Annotated in this window: 21 protein-coding genes and 1 riboswitch; of the genes, 10 read left to right on the plus strand and 11 right to left on the minus strand. The window is 43.2% G+C overall.

Annotation, left to right across the window (positions count from 1 at the left end; all coding sequences use genetic code 11):
* The first annotated feature begins 230 nt into the window (after window positions 1-230).
* Window positions 231-1,232: a porin gene (locus CWO08_RS14180; protein ID WP_108020658.1), complete on the plus strand. Its 1,002-nt coding sequence runs from the start codon at window positions 231-233 to the stop codon at window positions 1,230-1,232.
* Between the two features lie 133 nt (window positions 1,233-1,365).
* On the opposite strand, the gene CWO08_RS14185 is transcribed toward CWO08_RS14180, so the two are convergent.
* Window positions 1,366-2,094 carry a pseudouridine synthase gene (locus CWO08_RS14185; RefSeq protein WP_108020659.1) on the minus strand — a complete coding sequence of 243 codons (729 nt, stop codon included), beginning with the start codon at window positions 2,092-2,094 and terminating at the stop codon, window positions 1,366-1,368.
* A gap of 319 nt (window positions 2,095-2,413) precedes the next feature.
* On the opposite strand from CWO08_RS14185, the gene CWO08_RS14190 reads away from it, so the two are divergent.
* On the plus strand, window positions 2,414-4,639 hold the full coding sequence (locus tag CWO08_RS14190; protein ID WP_108020660.1) for an NADP-dependent isocitrate dehydrogenase: 2,226 nt from the start codon (window positions 2,414-2,416) through the stop codon (window positions 4,637-4,639).
* A 329-nt stretch (window positions 4,640-4,968) separates the two neighbouring features.
* On the opposite strand, the gene cspD is transcribed toward CWO08_RS14190, so the two are convergent.
* Window positions 4,969-5,190 carry a cold shock domain-containing protein CspD gene (gene cspD, locus CWO08_RS14195; protein ID WP_004736548.1) on the minus strand — a complete coding sequence of 74 codons (222 nt, stop codon included), beginning with the start codon at window positions 5,188-5,190 and terminating at the stop codon, window positions 4,969-4,971.
* Between the two features lie 585 nt (window positions 5,191-5,775).
* Here cspD and clpS point away from each other — a divergent pair.
* The gene (gene clpS / locus CWO08_RS14200) at window positions 5,776-6,096 is read left to right on the plus strand and encodes an ATP-dependent Clp protease adapter ClpS (RefSeq protein WP_004737430.1); all 321 of its coding nucleotides are present in this window, start codon (window positions 5,776-5,778) and stop codon (window positions 6,094-6,096) included.
* Window positions 6,097-6,135: 39 nt separating this feature from the next.
* Window positions 6,136-8,409 (plus strand): ATP-dependent Clp protease ATP-binding subunit ClpA, encoded by a 2,274-nt coding sequence (clpA, locus tag CWO08_RS14205; protein ID WP_048659678.1) that lies wholly within the window; start codon window positions 6,136-6,138, stop codon window positions 8,407-8,409.
* Between the two features lie 229 nt (window positions 8,410-8,638).
* Here clpA and infA read toward each other — a convergent pair whose 3' ends face one another.
* The 3 genes from infA to aat form a co-directional block, all read right to left on the minus strand.
* A complete protein-coding gene (gene infA / locus CWO08_RS14210) occupies window positions 8,639-8,857 on the minus strand; it encodes a translation initiation factor IF-1 (RefSeq protein WP_001040192.1) in 219 nt (72 codons plus the stop codon).
* Window positions 8,858-8,938: 81 nt separating this feature from the next.
* Window positions 8,939-9,637, minus strand: a complete 699-nt coding sequence (locus tag CWO08_RS14215) for an arginyltransferase (protein WP_048659673.1) — start codon at window positions 9,635-9,637, stop codon at window positions 8,939-8,941.
* Window positions 9,637-10,347, minus strand: coding sequence for a leucyl/phenylalanyl-tRNA--protein transferase (aat, locus tag CWO08_RS14220; protein ID WP_048659672.1), 711 nt, complete (start codon window positions 10,345-10,347; stop codon window positions 9,637-9,639). The genes CWO08_RS14215 and aat overlap by 1 nt, the downstream gene beginning before the upstream one ends.
* A gap of 53 nt (window positions 10,348-10,400) precedes the next feature.
* On the opposite strand from aat, the gene CWO08_RS14225 reads away from it, so the two are divergent.
* Window positions 10,401-10,856 carry a glycine zipper 2TM domain-containing protein gene (locus tag CWO08_RS14225; RefSeq protein ID WP_102432694.1) on the plus strand — a complete coding sequence of 152 codons (456 nt, stop codon included), beginning with the start codon at window positions 10,401-10,403 and terminating at the stop codon, window positions 10,854-10,856.
* Window positions 10,857-11,018: 162 nt separating this feature from the next.
* Window positions 11,019-12,299 carry a 3-phosphoshikimate 1-carboxyvinyltransferase gene (aroA, locus tag CWO08_RS14230; protein ID WP_048659670.1) on the plus strand — a complete coding sequence of 427 codons (1,281 nt, stop codon included), beginning with the start codon at window positions 11,019-11,021 and terminating at the stop codon, window positions 12,297-12,299.
* A gap of 45 nt (window positions 12,300-12,344) precedes the next feature.
* Here aroA and CWO08_RS14235 read toward each other — a convergent pair whose 3' ends face one another.
* Window positions 12,345-12,590: a YciN family protein gene (locus CWO08_RS14235; RefSeq protein ID WP_017062104.1), complete on the minus strand. Its 246-nt coding sequence runs from the start codon at window positions 12,588-12,590 to the stop codon at window positions 12,345-12,347.
* 439 nt (window positions 12,591-13,029) lie between these two features.
* On the opposite strand from CWO08_RS14235, the gene topA reads away from it, so the two are divergent.
* The 4 genes from topA to CWO08_RS14255 all read left to right on the plus strand — a co-directional run bounded on the left by topA (window position 13,030) and on the right by CWO08_RS14255 (window position 19,941).
* Window positions 13,030-15,660: a type I DNA topoisomerase gene (topA, locus tag CWO08_RS14240; RefSeq protein ID WP_017062103.1), complete on the plus strand. Its 2,631-nt coding sequence runs from the start codon at window positions 13,030-13,032 to the stop codon at window positions 15,658-15,660.
* Window positions 15,661-16,183: 523 nt separating this feature from the next.
* Window positions 16,184-17,413 carry a glucose-1-phosphate adenylyltransferase gene (gene glgC, locus CWO08_RS14245; protein ID WP_080582251.1) on the plus strand — a complete coding sequence of 410 codons (1,230 nt, stop codon included), beginning with the start codon at window positions 16,184-16,186 and terminating at the stop codon, window positions 17,411-17,413.
* Entirely contained in the window at window positions 17,403-18,857 is a 1,455-nt protein-coding gene (gene glgA, locus CWO08_RS14250) for a glycogen synthase GlgA (protein WP_108020661.1), read from the plus strand. Before glgC ends, glgA begins: the two co-directional genes overlap by 11 nt.
* 286 nt (window positions 18,858-19,143) lie before the next feature.
* Window positions 19,144-19,941, plus strand: a complete 798-nt coding sequence (locus CWO08_RS14255) for an alpha/beta fold hydrolase (protein ID WP_017062100.1) — start codon at window positions 19,144-19,146, stop codon at window positions 19,939-19,941.
* 130 nt (window positions 19,942-20,071) lie between these two features.
* Here the strand turns inward: CWO08_RS14255 and CWO08_RS14260 are convergent, their stop codons facing one another.
* The 5 genes from CWO08_RS14260 to torD all read right to left on the minus strand — a co-directional run bounded on the left by CWO08_RS14260 (window position 20,072) and on the right by torD (window position 24,193).
* Complete coding sequence (locus CWO08_RS14260; protein ID WP_108020662.1) at window positions 20,072-20,389, minus strand: DUF2007 domain-containing protein; 318 nt, start codon at window positions 20,387-20,389, stop codon at window positions 20,072-20,074.
* A 47-nt stretch (window positions 20,390-20,436) separates the two neighbouring features.
* Window positions 20,437-21,117 carry a TVP38/TMEM64 family protein gene (locus CWO08_RS14265; protein WP_108020663.1) on the minus strand — a complete coding sequence of 227 codons (681 nt, stop codon included), beginning with the start codon at window positions 21,115-21,117 and terminating at the stop codon, window positions 20,437-20,439.
* Window positions 21,118-21,251: 134 nt separating this feature from the next.
* Window positions 21,252-21,842 carry a TfoX/Sxy family DNA transformation protein gene (locus tag CWO08_RS14270; RefSeq protein ID WP_080967311.1) on the minus strand — a complete coding sequence of 197 codons (591 nt, stop codon included), beginning with the start codon at window positions 21,840-21,842 and terminating at the stop codon, window positions 21,252-21,254.
* Window positions 21,843-21,969: 127 nt separating this feature from the next.
* A riboswitch (cyclic di-GMP riboswitch) is annotated at window positions 21,970-22,055 on the minus strand.
* Between the two features lie 170 nt (window positions 22,056-22,225).
* The gene (purR, locus tag CWO08_RS14275; RefSeq protein WP_017062096.1) at window positions 22,226-23,230 is read right to left on the minus strand and encodes an HTH-type transcriptional repressor PurR; all 1,005 of its coding nucleotides are present in this window, start codon (window positions 23,228-23,230) and stop codon (window positions 22,226-22,228) included.
* 315 nt (window positions 23,231-23,545) lie between these two features.
* Entirely contained in the window at window positions 23,546-24,193 is a 648-nt protein-coding gene (gene torD / locus CWO08_RS14280; RefSeq protein WP_102432935.1) for a molecular chaperone TorD, read from the minus strand.
* Window positions 24,194-24,263: the final 70 nt, after the last annotated feature.

A 24,263-nucleotide genomic window follows, 5' to 3' on the forward strand; every position in this document is an offset into this window, starting at 1 on the left:
AAGCTGCTCGTAAAATGATGAAAAAAAATGTAAGCTATTGATTTTAAGGGTTTTGTGTTTTTTTTAGGTTTGTTTTTAGTTTATTTGACACGCAGGATAATCTTTTGCAATCTAGACCTCGAAATTTAGTGACGGTGATTAACCAACAAAGAGTGGTAATGACCAGTCGCAATAAATAAAAGGGAACCGGGCAAGGATCTCCCATTCTTAGAAAAGGCAGTGGATTTATTATGAAAAAGACTCTATTAGCGCTAGCTATCGCAGCGGTATCAACTTCTGCGTTTGCAGTTGAAACAAGCTCTCAAAACTCTAAGCCAGTTTTTGAATTCGACGACATGCATAAAGACCAATTCTCTGTGTCTGGTGCATGGGGTGTTGGTGGTTACTACGACACAGGTACTAAAGCATTCTACGATGATTGGGCTACTGGTCTAACTCTTGCTATTAGCTACAAAAACAACCGTTGGGTTGGTTACTTCGAAACTGACCTAGAGCTAAACTACAGCTCTGATGAGCAAAAAGTTGATATCCAATCAGGCCCTTCTACTGACGTAGATAAAGCATGGTTGGGTTTTACTACTGATGCTGGTGTTATCTCTCTTGGTTGGGAAAATGATACAGCACTAGATAAAGTTGATGGCGCTGGCGACATGACTTATGAATTCGGTGCTTCTGCTGGTGATGCTTCTGATGGCTTCAATGTAGCTAAATTCCAAGGTGCTACTTCTGGTATCGCTTACGGTATCTCTGTTTTCGATACTGATGATAACCGCGATAAAGGCGAAATGGGCTACAATGGTTACATCGGTGTAGAGCAAGAAATGTTTAACATCTACGCTGGCTACGAAGCTCGTGAAGACTCTGATTACACAGTAACTTCTGTTTCTGGTAACGTAACTCTAGACAAACTAAAACTAGGTCTTAACGCTTGGATTGATGATGGTAAAGTTGGTGTTGAAAACAACACAACTGACCTAAAACTAACAGGCTTCTACGCTTCTGCTGGTTACGCACTAACAGAGCAACTTACTCTAGCTGCTGGTTACGCAACTAACACTACTGAGTCTAACGTTGCTTCAGATATCGACCAGTCTTACATGAACGTTGCTGCTATGTACACTCTTAGCGACAAAATTGACATGGGTATCGATATCAAACAAGAGCTAGACTCTGGTTTCGATAACGTTGATGAAGAAACTCACGTATTCGCAGCTGCTTACTACTACTTCTAATAGTCTAACTCTTAGTTAAGTAAAGCTGTAAAAGCCAGTCTTAGGACTGGCTTTTTTGTGCCTGAAATTTATCAACGCATATAAAAATGGCCGCTTATATAGCGACCATTTCTCTACTTATCGAATTATTACTCTAGATCTCTTTCCACTCACCAGGCTGGAGCTGACCCACGTTCATATTACCCATTGAATAGCGAATAAGTCGCAGGGTAGGGAAGCCGATATTTGCTGTCATTCGTCTTACCTGACGGTTACGCCCTTCAATGATAGTAATCGCTAACCATGTTGTCGGTATTGCCGCTCTGAAACGCACTGGCGGGGTTCTTTCCCACACAACAGGTTCAGACATCACCTCAACCTGAGCAGGCAGTGTCATACCGTCTTTTAGCTCGACACCTTTTCTCAATTTATCTAAATCTTCCTCAGAAGGTGCGCCTTCAACCTGTACCCAGTAAGTCTTTGGGGATTTTGAGTTGGGTTGAGTGAGCTTCGCTTGAAATATCCCATCATTGGTCAAGACCATTAACCCTTCGCTGTCGCGGTCAAGGCGACCTGCAGCATAAACGTCTTTCACTGGAATAAAGTCAGCTAGCGTTTTTCTCCCTTCGCCATCTGTAAATTGGCTGAGAGTATCGAAAGGCTTGTTGAACAGAATTACTTTGCGATCTTCGAGTGCCACCTTAGGTTTCGCATTGGTAGGTTTACCTTTATATCGGTGCTTACTGGAGTGCGTTTTTTTGTACGAACTGCCAGTGTTATTTTTATCACTGCTTCGGTTCTGTCTATTACCGCTTTGTTTTAATTTGGCGCCAGAACGAGCCGGTTTGTCTGAATGAGATGCGCTGCGTGAGCGAGTAGACATGTTAACTACCTTGCAAAAATGTAAACGAAGTGTGCTGAAAAGTTTTCACTGAAACGGAATTGAGCTATCATTTGCGCGCCTAAAAGACACAAAATAGAACAAGTTTATGGACTCTTGAGCCTGATTTGTTTAATTATACCTACGTGTTTTATTATAACAACGCACTCACGGATTTGGTTCATGCGGTCATTAGATTGCATGAAAAATAAGATAGAGTACGACTATCGAGTAAGCAGTTTTCACTTTTAGAGTGGCTTACTGGTCAATTTATAACACTCTCACTATTCAAGTGAGCTTGTAAGAACTATAGGGAAATTTCATGCCTACTGAAAAACCAACGATCATCTATACCATTACAGACGAAGCTCCGGCGCTAGCAACTTACTCTCTGCTGCCAATCATTCAATCTTTTACAGCTTCTTCTGGTATTAACGTTGATACTCGCGACATTTCACTTGCAGGGCGCATTATTGCCAACTTCCCTGACTACTTGAACGAAGAGCAACGTATTGGTGATGCATTAGCAGAACTAGGTGAATTGGCTAAGACACCTGAAGCGAATATTATCAAGCTTCCAAACATCTCTGCATCTGTACCTCAGCTGCAAGCAACAATCAAAGAACTACAGTCAAAAGGCTACGCACTTCCAAACTACCCAGAAGAAGCAAACACTGACGAAGAGAAAGCAGTAAAAGCGACTTACGATAAGATCAAGGGTAGTGCAGTAAACCCAGTATTGCGCGAAGGTAACTCAGACCGTCGTGCACCACTTTCAGTTAAAAACTACGCGAAGAAGAACCCACACTCAATGGGTGCATGGTCTGCAGATTCTAAGTCGCACGTTTCAAGTATGGACGACAAAGACTTCTTCGGTAGTGAAAAGTCAGTAACCATTGAAGGTGCTACAGACGTTAGCATCGAATTCGTTGGCAAAGATGGCGCAAAGAAAACACTGAAGCCAGCTTTTGCACTGCAAGATAAAGAGATCATTGATGCGTCAGTGATGAACAAGGCTGCTTTAGTTGCATTCTTTGAAAAAGAAATCGCATCGGCTAAAGAGCAAGGCGTACTGCTTTCTCTTCACATGAAAGCAACCATGATGAAAGTATCTGACCCAGTGATCTTTGGTCACGCGGTTAAGGTTTACTACAAAGACGTATTCGCTAAGCACGGTCAGTTATTTGAAGAGTTAGGTGTTGATGTTAACAACGGCATCGGTGATGTCTACGCGAAGATTGCAGCGCTTCCTCAAGAACAAAAAGAAGCAATCGAAGCTGATCTACAAGCGGTATACGAGACGCAGCCACCATTAGCGATGGTTGATTCGGACCGTGGCATTACTAACCTACACGTACCAAGCGACATCATTGTTGACGCATCTATGCCTGCAATGTTGCGTTCTTCTGGCCAAATGTGGGATCCAGAAGGTAAGCAAAAAGATACCAAAGCAATGATCCCAGATCGTAGCTACGCGAGCATTTATCAAGCGGTTATTGATTTCTGTAAAGAGAACGGCGCGTTCGATCCAACAACGATGGGTAGCGTACCAAACGTTGGCTTGATGGCTCAAAAAGCCGAAGAGTACGGTTCTCACGATAAGACTTTCATCCTTGAAGCTGCTGGTCAGGTTCAAGTTGTTGACGCTGCAGGCGCTGTGCTTCTAGAGCAAGACGTAGAGGAAGGCGATATCTTCCGTATGTGTCAGGTTAAAGATGCACCAATCCAAGACTGGGTTAAGCTTGCGGTAACGCGTGCTCGTGCATCGGGTGTTCCAGCGGTATTTTGGTTAGATGCGTCTCGTGCACATGATGCTCAGCTTATTAAGAAAGTTGAAGCGTACCTTCCTGAATACGATACCGATGGTCTTGAAATTAAGATCCTTGCTCCACTTGAAGCGACTCAATACTCACTGGTTCGTATCAAAGGAGGCCTAGATACAATTTCGGTTACTGGTAACGTATTACGTGATTACCTAACAGACTTGTTCCCGATTCTAGAGCTTGGTACATCAGCTAAGATGCTATCGATTGTTCCACTAATGAACGGTGGTGGTCTGTTTGAAACAGGTGCTGGCGGCTCTGCTCCTAAGCACGTGCAACAAGTAGAGAAAGAAAACCACCTGCGTTGGGATTCCCTAGGTGAATTCTTGGCATTGGCTGCATCTCTAGAGCACCTGAGCGTAGTAACAGGTAACGCTAAAGCACAAGTTCTTGCTGATGCGCTTGATAAAGCAACAGGTGAGTTCCTTGATAACAACAAGTCTCCTTCACGCCGAGTAGGTGAGCTTGATAACCGTGGTAGCCATTACTACCTAGCAGCTTACTGGGCTAAGGCGCTTGCTGAGCAAACGGCTGATGCTGATCTTGCTGCTGAGTTCGCAGGTGTGGCAAGTCAACTAGCTGAAAGTGAAGAAGCTATTGTTGCAGAGCTGAACAACGCTCAAGGTGTGGCTGGCGACTTAGGTGGTTACTACCTACTTGACGATGCATTGGTTTCAACACTAATGCGCCCAAGCTCAACGCTAAACGCGTTTATTGATGCATAGTGATTGGGCTCATCGTTAGTCAGTCATGAACGTGATTTGCTAACGAGTTGCTTAGTCTGACAGATAAGTTATAGATAAAGTCAAAACCAAAGACGCTTTAACGAAAACGTTAAAGCGTCTTTTTTGTTCATCTATAATACTCCTAAGATCTAACTTAATAAGAGTACATCCTCAAACGAATTGTCTAGTGAGCAACTTTAGAGATCCCAAAACGAAAAAACCGCTCACGTAATCCTGTATTACAGGTATTAAATGAGCGGTTTCAATATTCTGTTTACCAGTCAGCCTTTAATGAAGATTGACGGAGGTTAACATGAGTTGGCATTCGCCTATTTTGCGGCGCTGCCTTCTACAGGAACAACGGAGCTAGCATGCGAGCCTTTAGGTCCACTTTCTACTTCATAGTCGACCTGCTGACCCGCCTTCAAGGTTCGATAACCTTCCATTTGTATTGTGGAGTAGTGCGCGAAAATATCGCCGTCTTCACCTTCTGGACAAATAAAGCCAAACCCTTTGGCATTGTTAAACCATTTTACTGTACCTGTAGCCATGCTATACATCCCTCATGCATTTTGTTACTAACGTTGTTATATCAATTGTTGTAAGTGCGATTGATATCATTCCTACCAGCTAAAGAATTTCAGCTAATAGCTTGAATCTCGTACATTGCTTACGGAAATTAACGCTACCCTGCGTAATTATTCCTTATTGTTAATTTTTGAAGCGTGTTACTGATCTTAAATCATGTTGCAAAAATGTATTAAAAAACCTTTTAGCTCCAATGTAGCTAATGATTGAGCACAGTCAATAGTAAATTGGTATAAAAGTGATCAATTTTAATAACAAATCACATTCGAGATTAACTGCAAACTATTAACTAAATAGTAACTTAGCAGTGATCTTATCGTTAGTATCAATAGTTATGGCGTCTTTTTAATCAATCACATATGTTAATCCTGTTAATCGAGATCTTTTATTTGCAGCGATGGAAATGGTGGATTAGGCTCAGTATAGAGGGATATTTTTTGGTACTGTTTCTCGGTGCAGTTTCTTAGTACACCGTAAAGCGTGAATGTGGTAAATTTGAGTTAGGTAAACACTCACGACTTCCGAAAAATAACCCTTAGCAAAGCGATATGAGCAGAAACTTTGAATGGGCATCTCCAGGCTCAGATTTACTGGAGAAAGAAGCAACAAAAGTAAAGCCACCGGCGATGTATAACGTTGTGTTAAATAACGATGATTACACGCCCATGGACTTTGTAATCGAGATCCTAGAGCGATTCTTCTCACTAGATATCGAAAAAGCAACGGAAGTGATGCTCAAGGTTCATTATGAAGGTAAAGCTATATGCGGCACATACAGTGCTGAAATAGCGGAAACAAAGGTAGCGCAGGTCACGATGTACTCAAAGGAAAATGAGCATCCGCTACTATGTACAATGGAGCAAGTATAAATTGCTCGAACAACACTGTTGTTCCCTTAGGAGGTACTTATGCTAAATAAAGAATTAGAGACGAGTTTAAATGGCGCATTTGCTCGTGCGCGAGACAAGCGACATGAATTCATGACTGTCGAACACCTCCTACTAGCATTATTAGAAAATGATGCGGCCAAGGAAGCGCTCCAAGCTTGTCAGGCTGATCTCGATGCTCTTCGCAATGAGCTCGATATTTTTATCGATCAAACGACCCCACTTATCCCTGAAAGCGACGAAACTCGCGAAACTCAGCCTACGTTGAGCTTTCAACGAGTACTTCAACGCGCTGTTTTTCATGTTCAATCTTCAGGTCGCAGCGAAGTAACAGGTGCAAATGTACTTGTGGCTATTTTTAGTGAGCAAGAATCTCACGCGGCATATCTTCTTAAGAAAAACGACATCAGTCGCTTAGATATTGTTAACTTCATCTCACACGGTATTACCAAAGCCAGCAACGAAGGCGACAGCCCTTCATCATCTGATTCATTTGGTGGTGCAGAAAATGCTGAAGAAGCTAATTCAGAAGACCGTTTAGAAAACTTTGCTACCAACCTAAACGAAGTAGCGAAGCAGGGCAATATTGACCCACTAATCGGTCGTGACAAAGAGCTAGAACGTACTATCCAAGTTCTGTGTCGTCGTCGTAAGAACAACCCTCTGTTAGTGGGTGAAGCGGGTGTAGGTAAAACTGCCATCGCGGAAGGTCTTGCATGGCGCATCGTTGAAGGACAAGTGCCTGAAATCATTCAGAGCAGCGTAATTTATTCTCTAGATATCGGTTCACTGTTAGCAGGAACGAAATATCGTGGTGACTTTGAGAAACGTTTTAAAGCGATTCTTAAGCAACTCGAGAAAGAAGAAGACGCGATTCTGTTCATCGATGAGATCCACACCATTATTGGTGCTGGTGCTGCCTCTGGTGGTCAGGTTGATGCGGCAAACTTAATTAAACCGCTACTAAGCAGCGGCAAATTGCGCTGTATCGGTTCAACAACGTACCAAGAGTACAGCAGTATTTTTGAGAAGGAGCGTGCTTTAGCTCGTCGCTTCCAGAAAATCGATATTATTGAACCATCGCTAGATGATACGACTAAGATTCTGATTGGCTTGAAGCCAAAATACGAAGCTCACCACGAAGTGCGCTACACCAACAAAGCGTTGCGTGCTGCTGTGGAACTGTCAGCTAAATACATCAATGAACGTCACCTTCCTGATAAGGCCATTGACGTAATCGATGAAGCGGGCGCTCGCAGTCGTTTGGCACCTGCAAGCCGTCGTAAGAAAACGGTAAGCGTGGCTGATATTGAGTCAATGGTTGCGAAAATGGCGCGAATTCCTGAAAAATCAGTATCATCTTCAGACAAAGATACGTTGCAGAAACTGGACGACCGCATGAAAATGTTGGTGTTCGGACAAGACCCAGCTATCGACGTATTGAGCGAAGCGATCAAGCTGACCCGTGCTGGATTGGGTGCTGACAATAAACCGGTTGGTTCATTCCTATTCGCAGGACCTACTGGTGTAGGTAAAACCGAGGTTACCGTTCAGCTGTCTAAACTGATGGGTATTGAGCTTCTGCGCTTTGATATGTCTGAGTACGGTGAGCGTCATTCTGTGAGCCGCTTGATTGGTGCTCCTCCTGGTTATGTCGGTTACGATCAAGGTGGTCTGCTAACTGACGCCGTAATCAAGAACCCACACTCTGTTGTGTTACTGGATGAAATTGAAAAAGCTCACCCAGATATCTTCAACCTGCTACTGCAGGTGATGGATAACGGCACACTAACAGATAACAACGGCCGTAAAGCGGATTTCCGTAACGTGATTCTAGTGATGACAACCAACGCGGGTGTGGCTGAAACTGAGAAGAAATCGATCGGCCTGATCCAACAAGATCATGCACCAGATGCGATGGGCGAAATCAAGAAGGTGTTTACTCCTGAATTCCGTAACCGTCTTGATAACGTCATCTGGTTCAACAGCTTGGATCCAAGCGTGATTAGCCAAGTAGTCGACAAGTTCATTGTTGAGCTTCAGGTTCAACTGGACGCACGTGGCGTATCTCTAGAGGTTTCTGAAGATGCTCGTCACTGGCTGGCAGACAAAGGCTACGACAAGACCATGGGCGCTCGTCCTATGGGACGTGTGATTCAAGAGAAGCTTAAGAAGCCCCTTGCGAATGAATTGCTGTTTGGTAGCTTGGTTGATGGCGGTACGGTGAAAGTATCTCTGAAGAAAGACGAGCTTGACTTCATCTATGTTGGTGCAAAAGAAGAGGTTATGCACTAACCGATTATTAGATCGTTCAAGAGTTTAACTATAAAACGCATGACTTAGGTTGTGCGTTTTTTTATGCTTGCGAGATGCGAGATGCGAGATGCGAGATGCGAGATGCGAGATGCGAGATGCGAGATGCGAGATGCGAGATGCGCGAGATAGGTTTTGCTAAAGGGCGATGTTCAGGCGATAAAAAACGGAGCATTAAGCTCCGCTTCTTATTGTATTCGCTAATTAATAATTAACGAGCACGGAAGACGATGCGGCCTTTAGAAAGGTCGTATGGAGTCATCTCAACAGTTACTTTATCACCAGTAAGAATACGGATGTAGTTCTTACGCATTTTACCAGAGATGTGTGCTGTCACTACGTGACCGTTTTCAAGCTCAACACGGAACATTGTGTTTGGTAGAGTATCAAGGACAGTGCCTTGCATCTCGATTACGTCTTCTTTAGCCATCTAATCCTCTTTCGAAATTTGGCGGTTTTCAACGGCTTGATTGTGCCGTTAAAATCAAAATATGTAAAGTTGTCGCGTATTCTACCCTTGCCACCGCTGATTTACTAGCCTTTGATGACGTTGAAATCGTACTTTATAGTTCATCGCAGGGCATTCATCGATTTGATAACCCAAATATAACCACTGTTTTTGCTCTTTCTGGGCATGTTGGATCTGGAATAGAACGCCAAGTGTTCCCATCGAAATGTCGATATCAGGATCGAAGAAAGTATAAAACGCGCTCGTACAGTGAGACATGATGTCGGTTACGGCGATACCGACCAACTTGTTCTCATCATAGATGTGCATGAATTTTGTACTAAGCCACTCATTTTTAGAGAATTGTAGAAATTCTTCTTTCTTTGGTGGATACATGGTTCCCGAACGGTGACGAGCGGTGATATAGCGGCTGTATAAGTCAAACCAGTTGTCATCCATTTCATCTTTCAGCTCCCAACGCAGTGATTTTCCCTTGTTAAGGATTCGTCGCTGGCTTTTGGAAAGCTTGACCTCTGGGATTGAAAGCCGAATAGCTTGGCATGCTGAGCAATTATCGCAATGTGGCTTATAAATGGTTGCTCCACTGCGGCGAAATCCATTCGCAAGCAGAACTTCATAGTTATCTGAGGTGTGCATGTGTTCGTCAAGCGTAACCGCCACTCTTTCTTCTAGGTGAGGTAAGTAGCTGCAAGCGTGGTTGTCTGTTAATCCAATTCTGATTTGTTGTAAATCTGGATTCATTAAGGCATTTCCTTTAGCCATTGGGTTTGAAAGCATGCATCGTCAACGGAGAACTCTTTGAGCAATTGCAGAGAACCTAGGAATTCATCCCTATCAACCTCGATAGCGCCTAAGGATTCCAAGTGAGGGTTCATGACCTGACAATCAATCAGTTGTCCGCCGAATTGTGTAAAGTGTTCACAAAAATACCACAGCGCAATTTTAGAGGCATTGGTCTTCAGGCTAAACATCGATTCACCGCAAAAGACTTGGCCTCTTTGTAAGCCGTAAAGCCCGCCGATCAGTTTATCGTCTTGCCAAACCTCAACCGAGTGGCAGAAACCTAATGAAGCGAGCTTGCGATAGGCTAACTGCATGTCGCTGTTTAACCAAGTTTCTTCTTCGGGTCTTAGTGAAGAGCAATAACCAATTACTCTGTCCGTCGCTTGGTTGATGCTGACACGATAATTGTGTTTTCTTTGAAACTTTTTAAGACTTTTTGACGGTTCGAATGTCTTAGGATTAAATACCGCTCGCGGTGCAGGGCTCCACCAAAGTATAGGCTCACCTGGGCCATACCATGGAAATATCCCTTGGCTATAAGCGTTTAAAATTCGCATTGGTGATAAATCACCACCGAAGGCGAGCAGACCGTTGGGTTCATCAAGCGCGTCGAAGGGCGAAGGAAACTCTATACTAGTAGTATCAAGTTCGGTTAGGTATATAGTCATAAGTACCGCATTACAGATTAATCACTGACCAAGAGGTCTTTAGGAGTTTTACCATGAAGAAGTTGCTTTGGATTTTACTTGTTTTGCCTATGTTGGCAAATGCAGCTTACAACAGAAACGAAGCTCGACCAGTGAACGAAGTAGTTTATGGTGAGATCGATACGGTTAGATACATCACTCAACAAGAGATCGTTGAATCGAAAGCGAATGGTTGGGAAACCTTATTAGGTGCGGCGATTGGTGGCTTGATTGGTAATCAGTTTGGCGGCGGCACCGGTAAAGAAGTGGCGACAGCTGTCGGTGCAGTAGCAGGTGCGGGTATTGCTCGTAACCGAGGTAACACACAGTATAAAGTTGAGTACAAACTGGTCGAGTTACTGGTCAAAACCAAAGACGACAAGTTGGTCAACATCATCCAAGATGTCGATAACTCGATGTTGTTCAACCGAGGCGATGATGTACGAATTCTCTATTTTTCAGATGGTGTTCGAGTTGATATCGCGTACTAGTATGTAAATGCAATTGATTGGCTAATTAATCATCGGTTTGAGCGGGATTAGCTCTGGAGTTCGTTGGAAAAGTTCGTTAGTCTGCAAGTACGAAGAATTATTCATCACCCGAAAATAAATACGCGCCAGTGACTTCGGGTGGTACAAGGACTATAAGATTTAATGGAAAGCCTTACGTTACAACCAATTCAAAAAGTGAACGGGGAAGTTAACCTACCTGGTTCAAAAAGTGTTTCCAACCGTGCACTTCTTTTGGCTGCACTTTCTACGGGAACCACTCGCCTAACAAACTTACTAGACAGTGATGATATTCGTCATATGTTGAATGCATTGACGCAGCTAGGTGTTGATTACCAGTTGTCTGCAGACAAAACCGTTTGTGAAGTGACAGGTGTTGGTGGTGCATTCTCAAGTGATAAAGCTCTAGAGCTTTTCTTAGGTAACGCGGGTACGGCGATGCGTCCGCTGGCGGCTGCACTATGTTTAGGTCGCGGTGAATACGTTCTGACTGGTGAGCCGCGCATGAAAGAGCGCCCAATTGGCCACTTAGTAACGGCACTGAGAGAAGCCGGTGCCGACGTTGAATACTTAGAGAACGAAAACTATCCACCATTGAAGATCACAGGTACAGGCCTGAAGAGTGGTACGGTTTCAATCGACGGTTCTATCTCTAGCCAGTTTTTGACTGCATTTTTGATGGCTGCACCTCTGGCGGAAGGCGAAGTGACCATCAAAATTGACGGTGAATTAGTTTCTAAACCTTACATCGATATCACGCTACACATTATGAAACAATTTGGTGTGGACGTGATCAATAATGACTACCAAGAGTTCGTGATTCCGACAGGGCAATCTTACACAGCTCCGGGCGACTTCTTAGTAGAAGGTGATGCATCATCTGCGTCATATTTCCTTGCAGCTGCTGCTATCAAAGGTGGTGAGATTAAGGTCACTGGTATTGGTAAAAACAGTATCCAGGGTGATATCCAATTCGCTGATGCGCTTGAGAAAATGGGTGCGGAAATCGAATGGGGTGACGACTATGTTATTTCTCGTTGTGGCGAGCTGAAAGGCATTGATATGGACTATAACCATATTCCAGATGCTGCGATGACTATTGCGACAACAGCATTGTTTGCGAAAGGCACAACGGCAATCCGTAATGTCTACAACTGGCGTGTGAAAGAGACAGATCGCTTGGCGGCAATGGCAACAGAGCTACGTAAAGTCGGAGCCGAGGTTGAAGAGGGTGAAGATTACATCATTGTTAACCCTGTGGCTGAACTGACTCACGCGGCGATTGATACTTACGATGATCACCGTATGGCTATGTGTTTCTCGCTGGTTGCTTTGAGCGATACGCCTGTGACGATTAATGATCCAGGTTGTACGTCAAAGACATTCCCTGATTACTTCGATAAGTTGAAAATGCTGAGCCAGTAAAGGTTCAGGAACTAAAAAAGCTTGCCTAAATGGCAAGCTTTTTAATTATTGCTGAATTGTAAATTCTTTCGAAAGGTGGTGCGCTAAGTATTTAAACATGTTAAATACCGCGGTTGTATTCTCGGTCGGCATTCCATTGCTATCTAAGAAGTATTCACCTTTGAAGACGAGTACATCGTCTTTTTCTACTACGCTGTTTGCGCGCATGCCTTCAATGTAGTCATCATGTGATTGGATAATTTGGTTTGCGATAAGCAGTAAATCAAATTCTGCTATTACTTTCTTTGTCATGAGTTTATCTCTGATAACTGAATATAACGTTGAGTTTATGGTGTCGAACTAGAAATTCAATGATTTCACAACCGATTAAGAGAGTCTTTTCAAACATCCACAATTTATTTTGTGATTTACGGCAAAAATAATTGAATGGGGCTCGCGTTAGATTCGCGGACAAGCTTAGTATGAGCCCGTTTAGACGTAATGCCTGATGAATAGGCTCTTGCAAGTATTCTTAGTGAGTACTTTATAGCTTCTTTATATTGTGACCCTTTTATCTGTGAGTCGTCGAATTGTCGAGCGATCAGATCCAATTTTGAAAAAAGCGGTTGATCTTCTAGTAATCTCGCACAATAGTAAAAAAAGAAGCAATGAATTTAGAATATCATGCGTAAAAGCCCACAAGCTAAATTGTTGGTGCTGAAGCATCGTGATTAAGGACGTTAGAGTCAATATGGGTAAATCGCTCGTTATAGTGGAGTCGCCAGCCAAGGCTAAAACTATCAATAAATATCTTGGCAAAGACTTTGTCGTTAAGTCGAGTGTAGGTCACGTTCGTGATTTACCAACGGCGGGTCAAAGTACTGGTCAAAAGGCTGCTGCAGTTTCAACCAAGGGTATGAGCCCAGAAGATAAAGCTCGTATCAAAAAAGAAAAAGATCGCAAAGCTCTTATCAAAAAGATGGGTATTAACCCGTATAAAGAGTGGGAAGCGAACTACCAAATCCTACCTGGTAAAGAAAAAGTCGTTGCTGAATTGCAAAAACTTGCTGAGAACGCAGACCATGTTTATCTCGCAACCGATTTGGACCGCGAAGGAGAAGCTATCGCATGGCACCTTCGTGAGATCATCGGCGGCGATGAAACGCGATACAAGCGAGTGGTTTTTAACGAAATCACCAAGAATGCTATTCAACAAGCTTTCGAAACACCAGGCGAGCTAAACATCGATGGCGTAAACGCTCAACAAGCACGACGTTTTATGGACCGTGTTGTTGGCTTTATGGTGTCACCTCTGCTTTGGAAAAAAGTAGCACGAGGCCTATCCGCTGGCCGTGTTCAATCAGTAGCGGTAAAACTACTGGTAGAGCGTGAGCGCGAGATCAACGCCTTTATCCCTGAAGAGTTCTGGGATGTGCATGCTGATACTAAAACAGCAGAGAAAACCGATTTTAGACTGCAAGTAGCGCAGAAAGACGGTGTTGCGTTTAAACCTGAAAATGAAGCGCAAACACAAGCTGCTGTTAGCGTTTTAGAAAAAGCGCAATACGAAGTATGTAAACGTGAAGACCGCCCAACCAAGAGTAAGCCGTCTGCACCTTACATCACGTCGACGCTGCAACAAGCTGCGAGTACCCGTCTTGGTTATGGCGTAAAGAAAACCATGATGCTGGCTCAACGCTTGTATGAAGCGGGTTACATTACTTATATGCGTACTGACTCTACTAACTTGAGTTCAGAAGCTGTAGAAGCCGCTCGTGAATACATTGGTTCTGAGTACGGCGCGCAATATCTTCCACCTAAAGCACTTGTATACGGCAGCAAAGAGGGCGCTCAAGAGGCCCACGAAGCGATTCGTCCTTCAAGTGTAGATGTTAAGTCGGAAGACCTAAACGGCGTAGACGCAGACGCACACAAGCTTTACTCGCTAATTTGGAATCAATTCGTAGCGTGTCAAATGACGCCAGCTCAATACGATTCAACGACAGTAAGCGTTAAAGCAGATGAGTACACGTTAAAAGCGAAAGGTCGTATCCTTAAATTTGATGGTTGGACTCGTGTTCAGCGTCCAATGGGTAAGAACGAAGATACGATCCTTCCAGCAGTTCAGATCGGCGATAAGCTTGACCTGATCGCGCTAGACCCTAAACAGCACTTCACTAAGCCACCGGCTCGTTTCACTGAAGCGGCGCTAGTTAAAGAGCTTGAGAAGCGTGGTATTGGTCGTCCTTCAACATACGCATCAATCATCTCGACGATTCAAGACCGCGGTTATGTAAAAGTTGAACAGCGTCGTTTCTATGCTGAGAAGATGGGTGAAATTGTTACTGACCGTCTAGATGGTAGCTTTAACGACCTAATGAACTACGACTTCACTGCTCGTATGGAGCAGAAGTTGGACCAAATCGCAGAAGGCGAAGCAAGCTGGAAAGGCGTGCTAGATAACTTCTTCGAAGACTTTACTGGCGATTTGGAAAAAGCTGATTTAGACGAAGACGCTGGTGGCATGAAGCCAAATCATATCGTGGAAACTGATATTGAGTGTCCGACTTGTAGCCGTAAAATGGGTATTCGTACGGCTTCGACAGGCGTATTCCTTGGTTGTTCTGGCTATGCACTTCCACCAAAAGAGCGTTGTAAGACAACAATCAACCTTGGTGATGAAGAAGGCATTATCAACGTGCTTGAAGAAGACGTTGAAACAGCAGCACTTCGAGCTAAAAAGCGTTGTCCTATTTGTGAAACGGCAATGGATGCTTATCTAATCGATGATAAGCGTAAGATGCACGTATGTGGTAATAACCCGAACTGTGAAGGTTATGTGGTTGAGCACGGCGAATTTAAAGTGAAAGGCTACGATGGTCCACTTGTTGAGTGTGACAAGTGTGGTTCTGACATGGTTCTGAAGAACGGTCGTTTTGGTAAATACATGGACTGTACGAGTGAAGACTGTAAGAACACTCGTAAGATTCTGAAAAATGGCGAAGTTGCGCCACCGAAAGAAGACCCGGTACATTTCCCTGAACTTCCGTGTGAAAATTCAGACGCGTACTTTGTTCTTCGTGACGGTGCTTCTGGTCTATTTATGGCTGCGAGCAACTTCCCTAAATCACGTGAAACGCGTGCACCGTTAGTGGAAGAGCTGGTTCGCTTTAAAGACCGTATCTCACCTAAGTTTCAATACCTAGCATCAGCACCAGTTGCTGACCCTGATGGTAAGCCGACAGTGGTTCGTTTTAGTCGTAAGACCAAAGAAAACTACGTTCGTACTGAAGTAGATGGAAAACCGTCCGGTTGGACTGCGTTGTACATCGACGGTAAGTGGGAAGTTACGGATAAGCGCAAAAAACCTAAAGAGAAGTAACTGAACGTTATCGATGAAAAAGCAGCCTAATGGCTGCTTTTTTTGATCTCAATATGACTAAATATGCAACGTGTTGATTTGGTGTTTCGTCGACGAGAATTTATTAAATTCACACTGTAAAATAAATAAAGGTAATTAATCACATCTTCTTATGTAACTTTAACGAGAATGTAACTTAATTAAAATATTGTAACTCACAGAACAGTGTTTAGTTGTATACCTGATGTGTGTCGGGTGTTAATGTAATGTTTCGCCCGCACGGTGTAATGTGAGCTGCTTTAAGTCTTAGGAAAGCAATCAGCTTACGTACCACAGAATGGCGTATTAAAAATTGAATTCGGCCGAAAAGTCGATAACGTATATAAAACCAAGTGCAAAGAATAGTGCACACATAACAACGTTTGGCTTAGGATATTGTCACTGTATGTGAATGGATATTCGCTAAATACCGAAATAAGTGTTGGTGCTCATCCCCCAGAGGAAGATACCTCTACGAGTACTAACATCGACAAGCTATAGATATATGGAGAATAAAATGGCTGGTGTATTGGGAATGATTCTTGCTGGTGGTGAAGGCTCACGCTTAAGACCTTTAACTGAATCTCGCAGCAAACCCTCGGTTCCTTTCGGTGGTAGTTACCGCTTAATTGATTTCGCTCTGAACAACTTCGTCAATGCTGATCTGATGAAGATCTACGTATTGACACAATTTAAGTCACAATCACTGTTCCACCATATGAAAAAAGGTTGGAATATCAGTGGTATAACAGACCGTTTTATCGACCCAATTCCTGCGCAAATGCGTAAAGGAAAGCGTTGGTATGAAGGCACAGCAGATGCTATCTACCAAAACATGGGCTTTATGGAGCTGGAAGAACCAGATCAAGTTTGTATTTTTGGTTCAGACCATATCTATAAAATGGACATCAAACAGATGCTTGATTTCCATAAAGAAAAGAAAGCAGCGCTAACAGTATCAGCATTGCGCATGCCGCTTGCTGAAGCATCAGAATTCGGTGTTATCGAGGTTGATGCTGATGGCCGTATGATTGGCTTTGAAGAGAAACCTGCAAATCCGAAGTCGATTCCGGGCGACCCAGAATCAGCGCTCGTTTCAATGGGCAACTACGTGTTCGAAGCGAAAGAGCTTTTTGCTGAACTAACGGAAGATGCTGATAGAGAAGGTTCGACACACGATTTCGGTAAAGACATTATTCCAAACATGTTCCCACGTGGTGATGTGTTTGTTTATGATTTCAGCACCAACCGTATTACTGGTGAGAAAGAAGAAGTTTACTGGCGCGATGTAGGTACGATTGACGCGTACTGGCAAGCGCATATGGACCTTCTTAAGAAAGATGCGCCATTCTCGCTATACAACCGTAAATGGCCTCTACACACTTATTACCCGCCACTGCCACCAGCTACGTTTACTGATTCGGCAAATGGTCGAATTCAGATTATTGATAGCCTTGTGTGTAGTGGTAGTTATGTACGTGGTTCGCGTATTGAAAAGAGTGTATTGGGCTTCCGTAGCAATATTGCATCAGCGTGTGATATTAGTGAGAGTATCTTACTCGGCGATGTGAAAGTGGGTGAGGGTTGTATCCTGCGTCGCGTTATCATTGATAAAGATGCAGACATCGCACCGGGTACACAAATTGGTGTCAATCTGACAGAAGACAAAAAGCATTACCACGTCTCTGACGATGGTGTGGTAGTGATTTCTAAAGGAGCACGAGTTGGTTACTAAGACTCTCTCGGTACTTTTTGTAGCGTCTGAAGTTGAAGGCTTGATTAAAAGTGGTGGCTTGGCTGATGTAGCCAAGGCACTACCGAAAGCGTTGCAAACACTCGAACAGGACGTTCGAGTGACTATCCCCGCATATAGAAATATTCCAAACATTGATTCAGCAGAAGTTATTTTATCGACTGAACTCGATCATTGGCCTCATACGGCTTACCAAGTTAAAAAACTGAGCGTAGAAGGCGTTCCAGTTTTTGGTATTGAATGTGCCAAATATTTCGACCGTCCAGAAATGTACGCAGAAAACAATCAAGCTTATGCTGATAACGGAGAGCGCTTCTCGTTCTTCAGTGCAGCCTGTCTTGATATGCTTCCTAAGCTTGGTTTTCAACCGGATATCATTAATGCAAACGACTGGCATACTGGTTTCGTTCCTTTCTTGCTTAAATCGCGTTATCAACAACACGATTTCTTTGAAAATACGCGCAGTGTTATCTCGATTCACAATGCGGTTTTCAAAGGTGTGTTTGCATACGACGAACTGCAATTTCTACCAGAGATGCACAGCTACAATGTGCCGGAAGCTTCAGTAAGTGACACTCATGTCACTATGCTAAGAGCTGGCGTGATGTGCGCAGATAAGGTGAACGCAGTAAGTCCTACCTATGCAGAAGAGTTGAAAACGGAATTAGGTAGCCATGGTATGGCAGCCGAATTCCAACACAGATCTGCGGATCTTTTCGGCATTTTGAATGGTTGTGATTACGGTGCTTGGAACCCGGAAACAGACGCTTTCCTTCCTCGTAAATACAAAGCGACCAAGCATAGTATGGCTCGCGGAAAATCAGCTTGTAAGCAAAAGCTGCAACAAGACGTGGGTTTACCCGTTGCCGATTGTGCGGTTTATGGCATGGTTTGTCGCTTGACGAATCAGAAAGGTGTTCATTACTTACTGCCTATCATCGAACAGTTCTTGAAAAATGATCTTCAGATTGTGATTGTCGGAACTGGCGATCCGGTTTTGGCGAGTCAACTGAAAGAGCTATCAGCGCTTCACTCAGACAAGTTTTCGTTCGTAGAAGCGTACAATAATGAACTTGCGCACTTGGTTGAAGCAGGCTCTGATTTCTTCTTGATGCCTTCGGAATTTGAACCGTGTGGTTTAAACCAAATCTACAGCATGGCTTACGGTACTTTGCCGATTGTTCGTTCTGTGGGAGGTTTAAAAGACAGCGTGAATGATTATGATGAGGATCCTGAAGTCGCGACTGGGCTTGCTTTTGAAGAGCCAACACCGCAAGCGCTATTAGCTGTGTTACATCGTTCATTGTTGCTTTATGCACAAAACCCATCTGAAATTAAGCGTGTCCAGCTTTATGCGATGCAGCAAGATTTTAGTTGGGAAGATGCGGCTAAAGAATACCTCACTATGTACCATTCAGCACTTTAACTTGTTGACTTAGCATTAAAATTAGCTGGCGGACAACAACAGCTCGTAATAAATGAAGGCGCTCTAATCGTAGAGTGCCTTTTTTGTTTCCTGGTCAGAGCACATCACGTTTACGAAGACAAAGCTTGCAAACTCATTTTAGTCAGGTAGAAAAGGTGGGGTAGGTATTCACATGACTAATGATAGGTTTGACACTATTATCACTTAAAGTTCTTAATAGCGTGATATCCTTAGTCATCGCCTCGTGATGAGGCACAGCTCCATTCCAATAATTAAAGCGATAGGTATGTCTGAGAGTTTACTATTTCATAAAACATTTACTCACCCTACGAGCGATGAGTGGGTTGTATTTGTGCATGGCGCAGGAGGTAGTTCCTCCATCTGGTTCAAGCAGATCAAAGCGTATAAACAGCACTTCAACTTACTTCTCATTGATCTGAGAGGGCATGGTAAATCAGACAATATACTTAAAGGGCTGATTTCGAATCGTTATACGTTTAAATCGGTGACGCTTGATATTCTTAAAGTGTTAGACCATCTTAAAATCCGTTCTGCACATTTCGTCGGCATGTCTTTGGGTACGATTATTGTGCGTAACGTTGCCGAATTAGCGGCCGGTCGTGTACGCTCAATGGTGCTGGGTGGTGCCGTGACTAAACTCAACACTCGTTCTCAAGTCTTAATCAAGCTGGGTAACCTCAGCAAGCACATCATTCCTTATATGTGGTTATACAGCCTTTTTGCTTACGTTGTTATGCCACAAAAAAGCCAGAAAGAGTCTCGTCACCTGTTTATCCGTGAAGCGAAAAAACTGTGTCAAAAAGAGTTTAAACGATGGTTTATATTAACGGCTGATGTAAACCCATTGATGAAATATTTCAAAGACAGAGAGTTGCCGATTCCGACTTTGTATTTGATGGGTGAGCGAGATTACATGTTCATCAAACCAGTTAAAGAAATGGTCGCAGCGCATGAGTCGAGCGAGCTAGTAGAGATTCCGAATTGTGGGCACGTATGTAACGTGGAAAACCCTGAAGAGTTTAATCAGCGTTCGATTGCGTTTATTCAAAAACAAATCCAGTGATTTTCTAGGCGCGAAATCAAAGATAATGATTGAATCGAATTGAAATAAAAACGGGAAGCTAATTTTAGCTTCCCGTTTTTATTTGGAGGAGGTATCGGCCTAATTGTCTTATAAGGTCACTGAAACTCTGCTATTCGGGTGAAGCAGCACCGCACTGCCAACAAGAGCCGAATTGCGCTTCGTTGACTTCATGACACTCACCACAACGCCACTCTTCATAGATGATAGAATCTTGCTGTTTTTGGTAGTCATTGACGATCGTGCGAGCTTTACTGGCCAATTCTGGCTCATATAACCACACGTAAGGGTCAGTTTCTGCCGTAAATGGGATTTCCCCTTTCAATCCGAATAACCCTTCACCACGGACTTCACAGGCAATATTCTCGCTTTCTAACAATCCACAGATGATATGAGCTTCTGTCGGATTCGATGCACTGAAGATTTTCATTGAAATAGAACCTTATTCGGCTATCTGTGTTATTTGGCTATTATAAATTATTCAGCTACGGGTGCTGAGCGAAACTTACTCATCAACCATTTAGCAACTATTGGGAATATCCCCAATAACGCAAATGACAATAGTACTGAAGGGGAGACGATGCCTGAAAGTGAATCAATTTCTGCGAGCTGAGTACCAGCATTCAAGAAAACCGCCGTCCCCGGTAACATCCCGATTTGACTCGTAATGTAATAACGACTCACTGACATCGGTGTTAAACCCATCAATAGGTTGATAAGGAAAAATGGGAATACAGGAATCAGACGCAGAGAAAATAAGTAAAATGCGCCGTCTTTTTCAACCCCCTTGTTAATCGTCGCCAATTTGTCACCAAACTTGGTTTGAATCCAGTCACGCAACAGGTAACGGCTACTTAAGAAGGCTAAGGTCGCACCGATCGCACTTGCGAAAGATACTAGCAGCAAGCTGTTCCAGAAACCAAATAGCGCGGCCCCTAATAGGGTTACAACAGCGGCACCGGGAATGGAGAAAGCTGTAATCATTACATACGCGATAAAATAGATAGCGGCAGCAGCAATAAAGTTGCTATCAATATAGTCATTTAACACAGCTTGTTGAGCCTTAGCATTTTCAAGCGTTAAGTACTGGCCGAAATTGATGCCTAACACCACGATGGTTACGACCAACACAATACCCAATATCATTTTCTTACTCATTGATACTTCCTCTAAATTTTCAATGCATACCGATAGTATAGATAGACAGGCAAAGCATAGATTAACTTTCATCAGATATAAAAAAAGCCGCAGTAAATGCGGCTTAGTTATGTATATAGATTGCACTGACAATGTTAATTGACCCGATTGATAAGCTCTTCGCGACGCTGCTGCGGTATAACAGACCAATGTGTACCATTGATCGCGCCTTCTAGCGCCCAAAGTAGTTCAATACTGACAGAAGACGCATGCGATTCTTTGATGGCGTTAAATGCGTTTACAGAGCCAGATTCATATAAACGTTCTACAGAATCGATCCCTGCCTTTTTCAACATACGCTCGGTAGCGAGTCGAAGATTAGGCAGATCTTTGAGTCGGGTCGGCTTAGCAGAAGACTGCTCAGCTTTTTCTTCTTTAGCAAAACCTAGAGACGTGGTTGCAAGTTGCAAGATTTTTTCTTGGTCTTGCCATAAGCCTTCAGGTAAAGCGAAATATTTAGTAACGACAGGGAAACCACGTTTTTTGTAGACGTATGGTTGAAACCCTTGTTGTTCGAATTGTTTCGTTGTGCCTCTGTCTGCGCGTATGTGCAACTGGTCATTTACAACCAGAGCAAACATAGTGTCATCAGCAAAAAGACCGAAGCCACCAAACATTGAGCGTGATTTTATTTTTCCTAGGGACTCAAATAACTTCATCGAGTCCTTTAGTATCGGTTTATCCATGTTATTTATCTCGGTGTATTTGAACTACGCCACCAAATAAGCAGGTCCGAGAGATTAGCAAAATGTTGCAATTACATTGTCAATAAGCCGTAAATTACTAAATTATTAGTAGTTACTGCATTTTGCCATCGGTAACCCCGCTACCATACCAACGAGTGGTTTAGGCCGGAAGCTTTGCGTCTCACTCTTTCGAGTGGTTTGCCCTGTGCGTGACTGATTGAATAGAATAAAGTTTTTGTTGAATGAAGCTCACAGTTGATATTTCAAAATGTGACATTGCTTCAATTAATGATCTTTCCATTGTGCATATAGGTTCATTATAGTTGCTGATAAAAAAAGCGCACCTAAAGGTGCGCTTGATGACATTAAACTTGAATTATCAATTAATTTAACGTTTTAACTGTACTTCGCTCAACAATTTCAGGGTGCATTTCGAAGACGCGTTTTTCGTGGTCTTTGTCTTTGATGCGCTCTAATAGAATTTCGAATGCATTCTTACCAACACGACGTTTTGGTTGGTGAACTGTCGTTAACGGCGGAGAGAAGTATTCAGCCAGTTCGATGTTGTCGTAACCGATCACTGAGATATCTTCAGGAATGCGAATGCCTTTTTCTTGCAGGCGGCTCATTAGGCCGAGTGCCATTGTATCGTTAAAGCAGAATACCGCCGTTGGGCGATCTTCCATCTCAACGATTTGTTCTGCAGCAAGTACTGCTGTATCACACTCGAAGTTGCCTTCGATGATCATATTTTCATCGGCAGAAATCTTAGCTTCGTTGAGTGCGCGCTTGTAACCGGCAATACGTTCAACACATGCTGCTTTGTCTAAGTGGCCACTTAAACATGCAATCTTAGAGTGACCGCGTTCAATAAGGTATTTGGTCGCTAGGTAGCCACCTTCTTCAGAGTTATCGATGATCTTATCAGCCTGAGAGCTCTCAGGGCCCCAGTCCATGATAACTTTAGGGATGTCAGCGTGACGGTCTAACATCTCTCTTAGTTCTTCAGTTAGGTCAGAACACATAACTAAGATGCCATCTACACGTTTCTCTGCAAGCATTCGAATGTAGTCACGTTGCTTCTCATAGATACCGCCCGTATTACACAGGATCAAAGTGTAACCTTGACGGTAGCAGTAGCTCTCAACACCATCGATAACTTCAGAGAAGAATAAGTTAGTTGATTGAGTCACAAGCATGCCGATAGTGCGTGTGGTATTACACTTCAAACTACGAGCAACAGCACTTGGTGCATAGTTTAGTTCATCTACGGCTTTGTTTACTTTTTCTTGAGTTGCTTCTGCAACAAAGCGAGTTTTATTGATTACGTGAGAAACGGTTGTTGTTGATACGCCGGCTAAGCGAGCGACATCTTTTATAGTGGCCATGGTTTTATCCTATTAGAAGCTACTTTCCCCAAGTACGGAATAAAGTAGCCGTTAAGCTACCTAACTAAGAGCTTAAATTTGTAGGGCTCTTTGGGTACTAAAGTGCTAAAAAACAAAAAACCGCTATTGAGCGGCTTGTCTTAACACCGAAATGCTCTGAACTTTAATAAGCATAGCATTTCGTGAATGTTTCATATTTTATCGTTTGCGGTCACAATTTTAGACTGACTAGAAATTACTCGCAATAAAATTCACCCAGAAATCCGGGTGAATTGTCACATTCTACTGAATTTATTTACCTAGTCATCCAATAAGCTATTCACCAGCTAAATATTGAGTGTCTAATTGACAGAATGCGAGTAGCAAAGATGAGACGGAGGCGTAGAAACCGAATTCATCAACGTCATGACATTTCACGTTGAACTTTGGTACCCAAGTCAGCAGTTGTTGTTCGATAAACTGCTGTTGAACGGCAAATGAATTCTCTAGCTCTTCTTCAATATCCGTTTCGTTTGAACTAATGATCAAGTTACCAAGGAAATCGAGTTCGATAGCAATGTGGTCTGCTGGCTCTTTTAGATCTTGGTTCACCACTAAATTGTGCTTAGCCATGATCTCTTCCATATCTTTTGCAGGCTTATCATTCAAAAGGCCAGTTTCACCGATATACATAGAAGCGTAAGGAAGAGCACCGTGTTTATCTGTTTTTAAGAAAAGATCGCAAAAGTCTGCAGACAATTCTAGTTGAGCATCTTCACGTGTTTGTAGGCGGTTAAGCGCATCCACTAGCTTATCAATCGCTGGCTTTAGTGTTTCATTTTCGCCTAAACCAGTCAGGAAAGAACGAATTTCAACAGAGTGGTAGTGATCGAGTTCTTCTTGAGTGAGCTCTTTGGCAAATAAGCTTGATAGCCACCAGTATATTTCTGCTCTTTGCTCGTTGAACGCTTTCGTATCTTTCATTTGTTAGATCCTGACTTAGTCTTGTGATGTTACTTATATGCATCTTGAAGTCACTTGGGCATAAGCACAC

It is taken from the genome of Vibrio sp. 10N.286.48.B8 (assembly GCF_003050085.1).
Lineage (GTDB): Bacteria > Pseudomonadota > Gammaproteobacteria > Enterobacterales > Vibrionaceae > Vibrio > Vibrio crassostreae.